Raw genomic sequence first — 14,652 nt, forward strand, 5'->3', positions numbered from 1 at the left:
ATGAAGTTTCAAAGCTTAGTAATAGTTGCTTTTTTGTTTTTTGGATTATCTAAAATAAAAGCTCAAACTTATGAATTAGGGAAAGTAACTATTGCAGAGCTCGAAGAAAAAATACATCCAAAGGATTCAGGCGCGGTAGCCTCTGTTTTATTTAGGAAAGGAGTCGTTTCAATTGGAGATCACGGCAATCAGGAAAACATTGTCAAAAAGAGAATCAAAATTTATAAAAAAGAGGGTTATAATTGGGCTACAATTCAGGTTGGTGCTCCGGCAGGAAAAGCAAATCAAATAAGTATAACCGATGTATATACCTATAATTTAATAGACGGAAAAATTGTAAAATCTAAATTAAAGCCGGAAGGAGAATTTCTGGATAAGATCAATAGTAATTATTGGATTAAAAAAATCACATTTCCAGATGTAAAAGAAGGATCGGTGATAGAATATCAGATTAAAAACTACGGAGGATCATTGTATATTCAGGATTGGAACTTTCAAGAAGATATTCCGGTTAATTATACTGAGTTTAAAACGACAATTCCAAATTCATTTCAATTTAAGAGAATGATAAAAGGTCTTTTTACTCCAAAAGTAACTACTGATATTGCTAAAACCTATGGTTATCCAGCAATGGAAACGACTTATATTCTTAAAGATTTGCCGCCATTAAAAGAAGAGGTTTTTGTAAACAATATTAACAATTATCGTTCTGGTGTTTTGCATGAGTTAGAAACCATAAGCATACCAGGGCAACTTTATAAAACGATTTCTTCTAATTGGGAAGCCGTTGCCAAAACAATTTATGACTTCGAAAATTTTGGTCCGGAATTAAGAAAAGAAAGTTATTTTGAAGACGATTTGAAATTGATCTTAAAAGATAAAATAAATCCGGATGATAAAATAAAGGTAATTCTGGATTACGTAAAATCAAATGTAAAATGGAATAACACTTGTGGATACGGATGGGAAAAAGGTGTTCGAAAAGCCTACAAAGAAAAAAGCGGTAATTGTGCAGACGTTAACTTTATTCTGACAGCCATGTTGCGCGCTGCAGGTCTGGAAGCTAATCCTGTTTTGATAAGTACACGATCTAACGGAATTGCTTTTTTTCCGAATACAAATGCTTTTAATTATGTAATTGCAAGTGTAGAAACACCAGGCGGAAGAGTTTTGCTGGATGCAACAGATCCTTTTTCTACAGTAAATATTTTACCCCTGAGGGATTTAAATTGGATTGGACGGTTAATTCGCAAAAACGGAACCTCAGAAGAAATTGATTTAATGCCACAAAAAGTATCAGATCATATTGTTTCAATGAGTTATGAAATTATCGAAAAGGGCGAAATTAAAGGAAAAGTCAGAAGACAATATTCAAATTATAATGCTTTCAATTTTAGAAACACTGTCTTTAATGAAACAGAAGAAGCCTATTTAGATAAATTCGAAAACGACCATAACAAGATCGAATTAAGCGAGTATAGCAGAACCAACCAAAATGATCTTCTATTACCTGTTTCAGAAACATTTTCATTTGCAGGTTCGAATTTCTCAGAAATTATCGGAGAAAAAATTTATCTCAATCCGATGCTGTTTTTTTTAAATGAAAAAAATCCGTTCAAGCAGGAGAAAAGAGAATATCCGGTAGATTTTGGATTTCCATTTCTGGAAAAATATACCATAAGCATAAAAATTCCTGACAATTATACAGTCGAAAATTTACCTCAATCTACTGTTGTAAGTACAGAAGATGGCTCTGGAATATTTAAATTTAATAGCTCTTTCAGCGAAAATCAAATACAAATGACAGTTGTTCATCAAATGAATGAAGTTATAATTCCAATAGAAAAATACGAAGGATTAAAAGAATTTTACAAAATTATACTTGCGAAAGAATCTGAAAAAATAGTTCTAAAGAAGATTTAAAATATTTTCAACGAAGAAAACAAAATTTAAATAAGTAGTTCAAAAGAAATTAACAATAGTATTTTTGCAGCAGATCAATACAATGGATTAAGAGATCTTTCCGGAAGATGATCAGGAGTCAAAATGAAAAAAATGTTTTAAAAAGAGTATAGCTATGAACTTGAAAAATGCACAACTTGATGTAGATACCTGGATTAAAGAACACGGTGTTCGCTACTTTAATGAATTGACAAATATGGCGCAACTTACGGAAGAAGTAGGGGAAGTAGCCAGAATTATTGCCCGTCGTTACGGGGAACAATCAGAAAAAGAAAGTGATAAAAACAAAGATCTGGGCGAAGAGCTGGCTGATGTTGTTTTTGTAGTTTTGTGTCTTGCCAACCAAACCGGAATAGATTTACAAGCCGCTTTTGATAAAAAAATGGATTTAAAATCAGTTCGAGACAAGGATCGTCACAAAAACAACGATAAATTGAAATAATTGTGAAATATCACTCATAAGTTTTGAATTATGAGTTTTGAATTTTGAATTATGAGTGGGGAGTGGTAAATTGCGTGGCGAATTACGTTTCTAACCATTCATAATTCATAATTTCAATTTACCATTAAAAAAATGAATTTACTACTTCAAACAACTCAACATAATTTACAAGGACAAATTGCAGTAACAGGATCAAAAAGCGAAACCAATCGCTTATTGTTGTTAAAAGCATTGTTCCCAAATGTAACACTGGCGAATACATCAAACTCCGATGATAGCGAGGTAATGCAAAAAGCCCTGATTGGTAATGACGAAATTGTAGACATTCATCATGCAGGAACAGCAATGCGTTTTTTAACTGCGTATTTTGCGGTAAACGAAGGCCGTGAAGTGGTAATGACTGGTTCAAGCAGAATGCAGGAACGTCCGATTAAAATTTTAGTTGAAGCTTTGGGACAATTGGGAGTGGAAATCTCTTATGAAAAAGAAGAAGGTTATCCACCAATCAGAATCAAAGGAAAAAAAGTAACTGCTTCAAAAGTTATTTTGGCAGCAAATGTAAGCAGCCAGTATATTTCGGCACTTTTACTTATAGCTTCAAAATTAGAAAATGGTTTAGAGTTGACTTTAGAAGGAGAGATTACTTCGATTCCATATATCAAAATGACTTTGGCTTTGCTAAACGATTTAGATATTCAGACTAGTTTTGAAAGAAATGTGATTAAGGTTTATCCAAAAGCTGAAGTAGCTTCGAAAGAAATGGTTGTAGAATCAGATTGGAGTTCAGCATCGTACTTTTTTAGTTTAGTGGCTTTGGCCGATACAGCTTCCATCACATTGAGTAGTTATAAAGAAAATAGTTTACAAGGAGATTCTGAATTGGTTTCGCTTTATGAAAAGTTAGGAGTTCAGACTACGTTTCAGGACAATAAAATGACGTTGGTAAAACAAGAGAATTTTAAATACGAAACCGTAAACTTCGAGTTAAACAATACGCCAGACATTGCACAAACCATTGTTGTAACCTGTTTAGGTCTGGGAATTGGTTGCCATTTAACTGGTCTTCATACGTTGAAAATTAAAGAAACAGACAGACTTGAAGCACTTAGAATTGAATTGACAAAATTAGGTGCCAATATCTCGGTAACGAACGATAGTCTGACTTTGGTAGCTTCAGAAAATATCAATCATAATATAAAAATAGGAACTTACAATGATCACCGTATGGCAATGGCATTTGCACCTTTAGCCTTAAAAGTGCCGATTATTATTGAAGATGCTGAAGTCGTTTCTAAATCGTATCCTGATTTCTGGAATGACCTGAAAGAATTAAACTTCGAAATTTCAGAATTGTAATAGAAAAAGATAGCCACAAATTCACGAATTATTTTTAAGTTTCATTTTCAAATTAATTCGTGAATTCGTGGCGAAAAAAATACATAGCCTCCAGTTTTAACCGGAGGTTTTTTTATGCGCAAACTTCTTGGCTTTAACCAAATAAAAACACCAGCAATTTTTAAAGATTCCTGATTTAAATGAACTTATATCACTTATATGGTGAAATCTCATTTTTTTATGTCACCAAAACACCACTAAATCAACGACTTTTGAAAATAAACATCAAAACACTTGACAACGCCTATCTCACAATCGTATATTTGCACAAGATTAAAAATCAGGTCTTCAAATAATCCTGATTGAAAATCTATAACTCATAACTTTCTCAAATGAAATTATCACATTTTCAATTTAATTTACCGAAAGAACTTTTAGCAGAATTCCCGGCAGAAAACAGAGACGAATCTCGTTTAATGGTAATCGATCGTCAAAAACAAACTATAGAGCACAAAATGTTTAAAGATGTTATCAATTATTTTGATGACGGAGACGTTTTGATTCTTAACAATACTAAAGTTTTCCCTGCACGTTTGTATGGAAACAAAGAAAAAACAGGAGCAAGAATTGAAGTTTTCTTATTAAGAGAATTAAATTCTGAGCAACGTCTTTGGGACGTTTTAGTTGATCCGGCTAGAAAAATCCGTATCGGAAACAAACTTTATTTTGGTGATGACGATTCGTTAGTTGCTGAGGTAATCGACAATACAACTTCTCGTGGTAGAACTTTACGTTTTTTATATGACGGTTCTTACGAAGAATTCAGAAACAAATTGACAGAACTTGGAGAAACTCCAATTCCTAAATACATTAGTAGAGAAGTAACAGCTGAAGATGCTGAAAGATACCAAACTATTTATGCAAAAGAAGAAGGAGCTGTAGCTGCACCAACTGCAGGTTTACACTTCTCAAAACACCTTTTGAAAAAATTAGAAATCAAAGGAATCAATTTTGCTGAAGTTACACTTCACGTTGGTTTAGGAACTTTTAACCCGGTTGAGGTGGAAGATTTGTCTAAACACAAAATGGATTCTGAAGAATTGATCATCAAACAAGAGGCTTGTGATATTGTAAACGAGGCAAAAGCAAAGAAAAAACGCATTTGTGCTGTTGGAACAACTTCGATGCGTGCTATCGAAAGTTCAGTTTCATCTCAAAATACTTTGAATCCTTACGAAGGATGGACAAATAAATTTATTTTCCCTCCTCACGATTTTAGTATTGCAAACTGTATGATCACCAATTTCCACACACCAAAATCAACATTATTAATGATGATTTCTGCTTTCTGTGGACATGATTTAATGAAACGTGCATACGATGAAGCAATCAAAGAAGAATACAAATTCTATTCTTACGGAGATGCAATGTTGATTATCTAATTAGATATTCAGATAAAATACAAAAACCTGCCAGCAATGGTGGGTTTTTTTGTTTTAGTCCCAGTCTCAGATTACAGTCCCAGTTTGAATCTTGAAAACTGTGACTGTGACTGAAAACTTAAAACATGTTAATTTTCAGTAATATATTTTAAAAGTTGTTATTTTTACGATTCAAAACAAATACAATGACTTTTCAAAATACACGCGAATTCGCACGAGAGCTTGATTCGCAAGACACATTAAATCAGTATCAGGATCAATTTATTTTTCCTAAGGTAAATGATAAAAGAGTAATTTATTTTACAGGAAACTCGCTGGGCTTACAGCCAAAACGCACCAAAGCATATATAGATGAAGTAATGAATGACTGGGCAGATCTTGCTGTCGAAGGTCATTTTTATGCTGAGAAACCCTGGTGGGATTATCAGGAAAGATTCGCAGAACCATTAAGTAAAATTGTTGGAGCCTTGCCATCAGAAGTTACGGTAATGAATACTTTGACGGTGAATCTTCATTTATTGATGGTTTCTTTCTATCAGCCAAAAGGCAAACGTTATAAAATTATCTGCGAAGAAAAAGCATTTCCATCAGATCAGTATATGTTTCAGAGCCAGGTGCATTTTCATGGATATAAAACAGAAGATGCAATTGTCGAAATCAAACGTCGCGAGGGAGAACACAATATTCGTCTGGAAGATGTTCTCGCTAAAATTGAAGAAGTTGGAGATGAACTGGCTTTGGTTTTAATTGGCGGAGTAAATTATTATACCGGACAAGTTTTTGACATTAAAACGATTACTGAAGCCGGACAAAAAGCAGGAGCAAAGGTAGGTTGGGATTTGGCACACGCTGCCGGAAACATCAAACTGGAGCTTCATGACTGGAATGTAGATTTCGCGGCCTGGTGCAGTTATAAATACATGAATTCAGGACCAGGAAATGCGTCTGGATGTTTCGTACACGAAAAACATCATAACAACCCTGATTTACCTCGTTTCGCAGGTTGGTGGGGGCATAACAAAGAGCGCCGTTTTAAAATGGAACCAACTTTCGATCCGGTTCATGGAGCCGATGGTTGGCAGATTAGTAATTTGCCCGTACTTTCTTTAGCACCTTATTTAGCATCTGTAGAAATGTTTGCTGAGGTTGGAATGGATGCCTTAATTAAAAAAAGAGATCATATTACCTCATACTTAGAATTTATCTTGCATGAAATAGATAAAGAAGTAAAAGGAAATTTCGAAATCATCACACCTTCAAATCCTCAAGAAAGAGCATCACAATTGTCTGTCTTTTTACACGGAGAAGGAAGAAGTTTGTTTGATTATTTAATGAAAAACGGAGTCATCACAGATTGGCGTGAACCTAATGTAATTCGTCTGGCGCCAGTTCCTTTATATTGTTCATATGAAGATATGTACGACTTTGGACAAATTCTGAAAAAAGGAATTTTAGGAAAGTAAAAGTTAATTAATCTCGCAAAGTCGCAGAGTCTCAAAGTTTTTCTCATTTTATGTCATTTCGACGAAGGAGAAATCTTCGCAAGTAACTCCGCAACGAGAATCAAATCTTTGTCGAGCTTCTCGTGAAGATTTCTCCTTCGTCGAAATGACATAAAATGAGAAAAACTTTGAGACTCTGCGACTTTGCGAGATTTTTTTATATACAATGCTTAAAAAAAATCCGTTCTAAATCCGCGACTTGCTTTAGCAATCCGTTTCATCCGTGTCTCATTTAGACGACAATCTTTAAATTCTGTAACCATTAGCCTAAATTATGTAACTTCAACAAAACGAATGTTCTTTAATTTGTAGTGTAATAATTTTAAAAAACAAAATCATGAAAGCCTTATATATTTTATTCGCCGCTTTATCAATTGTTTCTTGTCAGAACCAAGGAAAAGAAGACATTAATAAAGCTAAACAAGCTAGCATTGATTCGATGAAAGTTGAAATTGATAAACAAAGAGTTATTGATTCAATGAAAACTGAAATGGCTGACCTTAAAGAACAGCAAAAGGTAGAGCAACAAAAAGTAGAAACTCAAAAAGTTGTAGTAGTACATCAACAACAAGCAGACGGAACTGCCACTACCACAACTACCAAAAAGAAAAAAGGATGGAGTGCTACTGCTAAAGGTGCTGTAATTGGTGCCGGAGTCGGTGCTGCAACCGGAGCAATTGTGAGTAAGAAAAAAGGCGAAGGAGCCATTATTGGTGGTCTGGCCGGTGCTGCTTTAGGAACCGGAACTGGTGCTGTTATCGATAGCAAAAATAAAAAAGAGTAGAACAATTTCTATATAAATAAAAACCCCGATTTAAATCTAAATCGGGGTTTTTGACTTTAAGCTAATTCTAAGGTCGGTATTTTTATGTTAGATAATTCGGATTTATAAAAATCAAAATCTTTTTTAATTGTACTTAAATCCTGTTTAAAGTATAAAGCAGGAGAAAGTAAAGTATTATAATATTCTATTCCTTCCAGAATGTTGGCTTTAAAAGTATTCCACTTTTTTAGCTGTGCATTGGTAATATCTCCGGAAATGTTGTCTATTTCATTTCTAAAATAATCCACATACATTTTTAATTCCTTCACAAATAAATTCGGCCTGTTTTCGGTTCTTAGAATCGATTTATTTCCATAAATATGACCCACCATGTCAGACAATGAAACTTCTTGGTCAAAATAAGCCATATTTGGCCCAGGACAGATTACAACTCCCTGCGCTTGCCCTTTTATTTTAATATCGTTCTCTAAATACGACGCATTTGCCAAACCAACACATAAACATGATTTTTCGGTAATCGCAAATTTTGCTTTTTCAAAAGCTTTAGATGACATGGTGTCTTTTACGTTTTCTAATTCTTCAAGCTTATGGTCCTGAAATTTTTTCGAAGCAGTACAAATTCCGTGCGGATCATATTCTTTACTTAAAGCCAGGAATTTTTTCGGGCAGGAACTTCCGGCTTTATTCTGGTCGATTCTTTTTTGTTTTAAAATCTCGTTGGTAGTTCCTCTTAAAGTATTAAACGGAACTCCCAAAGGCGAAATATGGCTTAGATATAAATCTTCTTCTTTTGCATCCATCAATAACTCACGAGTAGCTTTATCTACAGAAGTAGCTTCCGGAACCAATAAAAATGGAGATCCCCAGCCAACAGAATCTACTTTGTAATTATCTAATAAAAATTCATGTTCTTCAGCAGTTCCTACGCCGCCCTGAACCGTAATTTTAAGCGGTAAAGGATGTTCAGGAGCATAAATTTGTTTTTGCTGTAATACTTTTGTCATCAACTCGTGTGCAGATTGAACAAGCTGATCCTTTTTTTGTTTAAATTCTTCTAATATTGGCCCTAATAAAAGACCGTCTGTAGCAAAAGCGTGCCCACCGCAATTCAATCCGGATTCGATTCTGTACTCAGAAACCCACAGTCCTTTTTTGGCTAGAAAGTTGCCCTGAATCATCGCTGATCTAAAGTCGCTTACTTTTAAGGTGATTTTCTTTTTTAGCTCATTATTTAGATTCGGCAAAAAATCTGAAAAATTCTCAAAATAACTAAACAATCTCGGATTCATTCCCGCAGAAAGTACAACCGATGATTCAAGATTACTTCTAGCAAAGCCTCTTAAAGCAGCATGAGCATCATTAAATTCAATAGGAAGCTGTTCGTTTTTATCAAAATTATCTTTATCCAGTTTGGTCATGATATTCACATCGATTTCTCCGGGATAAAGATGCGATTCGATATAATTCTGAATGTTTTCTTTAAAAGAAATTCCATCATCTAATAAATTTTGAAATCCCTTTTTTATGTCTGATGTATTGGGTAACATCGCCATATAATTTTCTAAAGCAGTTTTGCTTTCGATTAATTCAGTTTTAAAATTGTCGAATTTTTCTTTTACAATTTTGTCAACTAAATTAAGGTATGACGTAATTCTTTCGGCTCTGTAGTCCTGAAACTTTTGACTTATTTCCTCATAAGGAAAATTGAATTTTGTGCTATAAAAATTACGCATCTTTTCAATTAAATCATCATCGGCTATAGAAACTACAGATGAAATTCCATATTGCGCTACTCGAATTGGGCTGTCGATTGTATAGGCGAGTCCCATTACAGGAATATGAAAAGTGTGTAAAGGTGGCTTTGTCATTTGTTTTTAAATTAAAAATAAAAGCAAATGTTGGAAAATTTATCCTTAAAAAAACTGATAATTGTCAGGTTTTAAAATGGTTGAAAATTATATGATGACTAAAAAGTTTGCCACGAATTTCACGAATTTCCACTTATTATTATTAAGCAATTAATTACGTTACTTAACAATTTTTTTATTCCGGGAATACATACTGCTTAGCTAGCTTTGTCAAAGTTTTGCACAATCCTATAGACTTCAATATTACGAGGAATAATGTATATAATTAATTCGTGCTAATTCGTGAAATTCGTGGCTAAAAAAAATCGTAATATAAAAATATCAAATCAAAATCTTCTTCAAAGATTCCGCTATACTTCTCCAGAGAAAATTATAAAATGACTTTTCCTTAATTCTTTCTAGCTCAACATCGGCGGTTTTTGGTTTTTCTTCTGAGTCATCTTTAACCAATAAATTTACAATTGCTGATTTTAATTTGGCTTCTTTTTCAGGATTTTTCTTTTTGTATAATTTTACTTTTAGATCGTCATAATCCAATGAGGCATTTCCTTTAGCTATATTGTCATTTCCATAAAAATTAAAACGATACTTGTTAAATACTCCTGTAAATGAAGCATTCATGTAAGGTTTGCTAAATCTTCCCATAGCGGCAACATCAAAGTTGGATATTGTTCCCTGAATATGAAAACTGTCTTTTTTATCTAACACATTAAAACTCCAAACTACATCCAGAGGAGAATTTTTCATGAAAATACAATTTACTTTAATCTTAACATCGGCAGTTTTTTTTAATCCAAAACCACTTTTTACGTTAGTCACCTGCATATTAAAACGATCAAAGTTTAGAATACCCGGGCCTTTCTCAAATTCTTTTTCCTCTTCGTAAACTAATTTCGATTTTAAAATTTGTATAGTATCAATTTGTAGCGGAAATTTAATGTTGCGTAGTAAATGATTGTAAAGGTATTTTTTGCTCAAATCATCTTTAGGCATTTTGCCGCGATAAATATTCGCATCAAAATGATTTACTATCAAAGAATTTGCTTTGAAGTAAAAGCGGTCGTTTTTGAAGCCCCAATCCATTTTTTCGACGTGAGCCGAATCAAATTTTAGAGTGTTAATGTCTTTTTCTTTCTCCAGATGTTTTACAAATTCTTTGCGGCTAAGTTGCGGAATATAGGAGAAATTATTAATTTTTAGAAAGCTTTTTTCAGTACTTATTTTTCCAATATTCATATGGTAAAAAGCGCTCTCACGATAAAACAAGCTGTCGATTACTAACGCGTAGCTTTTATAACGAAGGGGAATTTTTTCTTTTAATGTCGCGTCAGTTAATAATATACCTTCAAGTTTCAGTATTATTTTTTTAATGCTTAAAATTGGTTTTTCACTATCCAGAGAAACGACATCTACAGTTCCGTCGTTTAAATAGATATTCGAAACCGAAATTATTTTTCTAAAAGGTTCAACGATTTCATTATTTATGCTTTTGCTGTCGTTTATAAGTTTTTCTCCTTTTTTGTATAAAATCACACGAGGTTTATTGATGATAATACTTTCGGCCTGAATGATATCATTAAAAGCCAGATCCCAAATATTAAAATGCTTGATCGTTATGGATTCTATTTTAGAGAAAAGCCCGTTTTTGCTATCTTTTGGTTGATTTTTAGGGCTTACTAATAATGTCGTGGCATGAATATTTCGTGAAATAAGCGAAACTTCAATTTTTTCATAATGAATGTTGTATACGGTTTTGTTTTTCTCGTTTACAATTATGGGTAATTGTTTTTTTATCCAATAGTTAAGACCAATATTGGCTAAAATCACAAAAAGAAACAAAGAAATTACTCCGATCGCTATTTTTTTATAGATTGACATTTATAGTATTGATTTTAAATACATAAATTTAGAGTTTTAAAAGCGATGTTTTTTACAGGATTCTGTCTTAAAGTTACATCATTACCCAATCATTTATCCTAATACTTTTTTTGAATATGAGAAAAATTAAAAAAATTCTACTGGTTTTATTCGTATTGATTGTTATTCTTGGAATTGGTTTATGTGCTTATATTTTTCATCTGAAACCCAAATATGAAGGTGAAGTACAATTGAAAAACCTTGAGAAAGAAACCACTGTTTATTTTGATGATTTTGGAGTGCCTCATATTTATGCCAATTCTGAAAAAGATGCCATGACGGCTTTAGGATACGTTCATGCGCAGGAAAGATTATGGCAAATGGAATTGCTTCGAAGAATTGCTCCCGGAAGATTATCAGAAATCTTTGGATCTGTAGCGCTTGAAAATGATAAATTTTTCTCCGGAATTGGTATCGAAGAAGCTTCGGCGAAAGCCATTGCCAAATTAGATAAAAACAGTCAGAGTTATAAAATGACATTGGCCTATTTAGATGGAATTAATCAATATCTGGAAGAAGGCACAACGCCAATTGAGTTTACTTTGGTAGGCGTTAAAAAAGAAAAATTCACGATAAAAGACGTTTATAACATTTTCGGATACATGTCTTTCAGTTTTGCAATGGCTCAAAAAACAGATCCTTTATTGACAGATATTCGCAATAAATATGGAGCAGAATATTTGAAAGATTTAGGAATCGAAGGAGAATTTAATACCACACAAATTAAGAGTTCTAAAGAAGATATTGAAGAATATACGACAATTGCAAAGTCGGTAGCGGCATTATTGGATAACTCTCCAATTCCGCCCTTTGTAGGAAGTAACAGTTGGGTAGCAGGACCAAATAAAACCAAAAGCGGAAAGGTGATTTTTGCCAATGATCCGCATATTGGTTTTTCGCAACCGGCAACCTGGTACGAGGCGCATTTAATTACTCCGGAATTTGAATTGTATGGGTGTTATCTCGCCGGAACTCCGTACCCATTATTGGCACACAATCGTGATTACGCCTACGGATTAACCATGTTCGAAAATGATGATATCGATTTTTATCAGGAAAAGAATAAAGCAGGAGATGCAAACCAATATCAGACTCCAACAGGTTTTGCAGTGTATGAAACCAGAAGAAAAACAATTAAAGTAAAAGATACATCGGATGTGGTGCTTACGGTAAAATCAAGCCGACACGGACCGATTATGAATGATTTATTGGAACGTTTAGACCGAAAAAATCCGATTGCAATGTCCTGGATTTATACCCAACAGCCTATTCAGATTCTGGATGCGGTTTATGGACTTTCGCACGCTAAAAGCAAGGAAGATTTCAGGAAAGCAGTTCAATTGGTTGCAGCGCCGGGATTGAATGTAATGTATGGCGATGCTAAAGGAAATGTGGCTTGGTGGGCAACAGGAACACTTTATAAACATGATAAAGGCGTGAATTCGTTTCTTATTCTGGATGGAGCAAGTGGGAAAGATGATATCAAAGAATATCTTGATTTTTCTAAAAATCCATCGGCCGAAAATCCAAAATGGGGTTATGTTTATTCAGCCAATAATCAGCCGGAAGCTATCGATGGTTATTTGTATCCTGGATATTATTTGCCAGAAGATCGCGCTAAAAGAATCTCCGCTTTAATGGATGCAAAATCAGATTGGGATAAAGAAGCAATCAGTAGAATGATTTTTGACAATACTTCTCCAATCGCTCCGGGAGTAGTTCAGAGTTTAATTTCGAATGTAAATATTGCTTCGCTTTCGCCAAAAGAAAAAGAAGTAATTACGGCTTTGAAATCATGGAAAGGAACGAATAATCTGGAAGATGTTGGATCGACGATTTACAATAAATGGATTTATTTATATCTAAAAAATACTTTTGAAGATGAAATGGGAGAAGATAATTTTAATCTGTTTTTAGGAACCAGTTTAGGGAAACAAGTTATTGCCAGACAAATTGAGAATGAAAATTCGGTTTGGTGGGATGATATTAAAACCAAAAATGTAAAAGAAACCAGAGCCGAAATTGTTTCAAAAGCGTTTCATCAATCTGTAAAAGAACTTCAGGAACAATTAGGCGATCAGGCTGCCGACTGGAATTGGGGAAAAGTACATACGGTAGAACACGAACATCCGTTAGGGAAAATAGCTGCGTTACGTAAACTTTTTGATGTGGGGCCTTTTGCAGCTCCGGGATCAAATGAAGTCATAAATAATCAATTCTTCGGATTTAACAAAGAAGGAAAATATTATGTAAAAGGCGGACCATCAACCCGAAGAGTCGTTGATTTCTCAGATATAGAAAGTAGCTGGAGTATCTTGCCAACCGGACAATCCGGAAATCCGTTCAGCAAACATTACGGCGATCAGGCAGAAATGTACAATGCAGGGAAATTCAGAAAAATGAAATTAAATAAAGAGGAGATTATAAAAACGTCGACTAAGTTGGTTTTTAAACCGGAGAAGAAGTAGTTTTTTGTTTCAGGTTTCAAGTTTCAGGTTATCGGTTTGTGTGTTTTGGCTTGTGTGATTTTACCGCAAAGCGCGCAAAGTTTTTTTACGCAAAGATTCGCAAAGTTTTTTAACCTTTTGTGACTTTGTCATAAAGAACACAAAGCTTTATGTAAATAGTTTGACTGTAAGGATCTTTGTCAAAGTTTTAAACTTTGACAAAGATTTCGACATCTAAGAAACCTTTGTCTCTTTGAGCCTTTGCCACTTTGAACCTTCTTTTAAAAAAAAACTTAGAACCTTAGCAACTTAGCATCTCAGAACCTAAGAAAAAACCTTTGTCTCTTTGAGCCTTTGCAACTTTGAACCTCTATTTATACTTTCCCCGAACAATATCATTCGCAAATATCTCCAGATTATACCCTAGAGCATCATTAGAAATCATAACGTTTGAGGTTTGGTAAGCCGTATCCTGTTTGTATGTTTTTAAGAGTGTTTCTAATTCTATTTCGTTGTAAAACGCGAACATATTATAGACGGCGTCCCTGAAATTTTTATAATTGATGGTTTCGGTTATTTCGACTGTTTTCTGATCGTTCCATTTTTCTTTAAGGGCAGCTTCGTTTATGGTTTCCAGGCAAAAATCAACAACATAGTTTTTGTAATGTGCGGCTTCAACAATTTTGTCAATGATAATTTTGTTTTGCTGAGTTGGCATTGGAACTGTTTTGGCAGCTGTTTGAGAATTACCAATGATTGGAATAAACAGGCATAGTAATGATACTAGAAGTTGCATCTTTAATTTTTTCATAGGTTAAATAAATAGTATTTACAGCTTTAAAAGTTGTAAATCAGTTTGATTTGGGTTTTTAAAATTGTTTTTTTGGGCAGCGCTAAAATAGTTTTTTTATACTAAATACCGAATTGGAAAAACACTTTTAAAATAAAAAAAC

10 protein-coding genes are annotated in these 14,652 nt (G+C 33.8%); 7 read left to right on the plus strand and 3 right to left on the minus strand.

All coding sequences use genetic code 11. The features are described 5' to 3' along the window. The 6 genes from GIY83_RS22265 (at nt 1) to GIY83_RS22290 (ending at nt 7,467) form a co-directional block, all read left to right on the plus strand. Nucleotides 1-1,923 carry a transglutaminase domain-containing protein gene (locus tag GIY83_RS22265; RefSeq protein WP_208683502.1) on the plus strand — a complete coding sequence of 641 codons (1,923 nt, stop codon included), beginning with the start codon at nt 1-3 and terminating at the stop codon, nt 1,921-1,923. A gap of 154 nt (nt 1,924-2,077) precedes the next feature. Beyond that, nucleotides 2,078-2,404 (plus strand): nucleotide pyrophosphohydrolase, encoded by a 327-nt coding sequence (locus GIY83_RS22270; protein ID WP_007811153.1) that lies wholly within the window; start codon nt 2,078-2,080, stop codon nt 2,402-2,404. Between the two features lie 132 nt (nt 2,405-2,536). Beyond that, complete coding sequence (locus GIY83_RS22275) at nt 2,537-3,760, plus strand: 3-phosphoshikimate 1-carboxyvinyltransferase (protein WP_208683503.1); 1,224 nt, start codon at nt 2,537-2,539, stop codon at nt 3,758-3,760. A 371-nt stretch (nt 3,761-4,131) separates the two neighbouring features. Further along, nucleotides 4,132-5,181: a tRNA preQ1(34) S-adenosylmethionine ribosyltransferase-isomerase QueA gene (queA, locus tag GIY83_RS22280; protein ID WP_065448560.1), complete on the plus strand. Its 1,050-nt coding sequence runs from the start codon at nt 4,132-4,134 to the stop codon at nt 5,179-5,181. 185 nt (nt 5,182-5,366) lie between these two features. Beyond that, entirely contained in the window at nt 5,367-6,644 is a 1,278-nt protein-coding gene (kynU, locus tag GIY83_RS22285) for a kynureninase (RefSeq protein WP_208683504.1), read from the plus strand. A 376-nt stretch (nt 6,645-7,020) separates the two neighbouring features. Continuing rightward, the gene (locus GIY83_RS22290; protein WP_194617786.1) at nt 7,021-7,467 is read left to right on the plus strand and encodes a YMGG-like glycine zipper-containing protein; all 447 of its coding nucleotides are present in this window, start codon (nt 7,021-7,023) and stop codon (nt 7,465-7,467) included. A gap of 56 nt (nt 7,468-7,523) precedes the next feature. Here the strand turns inward: GIY83_RS22290 and GIY83_RS22295 are convergent, their stop codons facing one another. Together GIY83_RS22295 and GIY83_RS22300 are read right to left on the minus strand one after the other, a co-directional pair. Then, on the minus strand, nt 7,524-9,335 hold the full coding sequence (locus GIY83_RS22295; RefSeq protein WP_208683507.1) for a hypothetical protein: 1,812 nt from the start codon (nt 9,333-9,335) through the stop codon (nt 7,524-7,526). A gap of 321 nt (nt 9,336-9,656) precedes the next feature. Beyond that, a complete protein-coding gene (locus GIY83_RS22300) occupies nt 9,657-11,213 on the minus strand; it encodes a hypothetical protein (RefSeq protein ID WP_208683510.1) in 1,557 nt (518 codons plus the stop codon). A gap of 116 nt (nt 11,214-11,329) precedes the next feature. Here GIY83_RS22300 and GIY83_RS22305 point away from each other — a divergent pair, with 116 nt between their 5' ends. Beyond that, complete coding sequence (locus tag GIY83_RS22305) at nt 11,330-13,720, plus strand: penicillin acylase family protein (RefSeq protein WP_208683511.1); 2,391 nt, start codon at nt 11,330-11,332, stop codon at nt 13,718-13,720. A gap of 349 nt (nt 13,721-14,069) precedes the next feature. Here the strand turns inward: GIY83_RS22305 and GIY83_RS22310 are convergent, their stop codons facing one another. Then, nucleotides 14,070-14,495 carry a hypothetical protein gene (locus GIY83_RS22310; RefSeq protein ID WP_229029155.1) on the minus strand — a complete coding sequence of 142 codons (426 nt, stop codon included), beginning with the start codon at nt 14,493-14,495 and terminating at the stop codon, nt 14,070-14,072. Nucleotides 14,496-14,652 lie beyond the last annotated feature (157 nt).

Source organism: Flavobacterium sp. SLB02 (assembly GCF_009664855.1).
In the GTDB taxonomy this organism is placed as follows: Bacteria; Bacteroidota; Bacteroidia; order Flavobacteriales; family Flavobacteriaceae; genus Flavobacterium.

Bases quoted from the DNA above. Each gene is read 5' to 3' on its own strand.
- GIY83_RS22275 (WP_208683503.1), top strand. From the start codon at position 2,537: ATGAATTTACTACTTCAAACAACTCAACATAATTTACAAGGACAAATT.
- GIY83_RS22290 (WP_194617786.1), top strand. From the start codon at position 7,021: ATGAAAGCCTTATATATTTTATTCGCCGCTTTATCAATTGTTTCTTGT.
- GIY83_RS22305 (WP_208683511.1), top strand. From the start codon at position 11,330: ATGAGAAAAATTAAAAAAATTCTACTGGTTTTATTCGTATTGATTGTT.
- GIY83_RS22310 (WP_229029155.1), bottom strand. From the start codon at position 14,495: ATGCAACTTCTAGTATCATTACTATGCCTGTTTATTCCAATCATTGGT.
- GIY83_RS22300 (WP_208683510.1), bottom strand. From the start codon at position 11,213: ATGTCAATCTATAAAAAAATAGCGATCGGAGTAATTTCTTTGTTTCTT.
- GIY83_RS22270 (WP_007811153.1), top strand. From the start codon at position 2,078: ATGAACTTGAAAAATGCACAACTTGATGTAGATACCTGGATTAAAGAA.
- GIY83_RS22295 (WP_208683507.1), bottom strand. From the start codon at position 9,335: ATGACAAAGCCACCTTTACACACTTTTCATATTCCTGTAATGGGACTC.
- GIY83_RS22265 (WP_208683502.1), top strand. From the start codon at position 1: ATGAAGTTTCAAAGCTTAGTAATAGTTGCTTTTTTGTTTTTTGGATTA.
- queA (WP_065448560.1), top strand. From the start codon at position 4,132: ATGAAATTATCACATTTTCAATTTAATTTACCGAAAGAACTTTTAGCA.
- kynU (WP_208683504.1), top strand. From the start codon at position 5,367: ATGACTTTTCAAAATACACGCGAATTCGCACGAGAGCTTGATTCGCAA.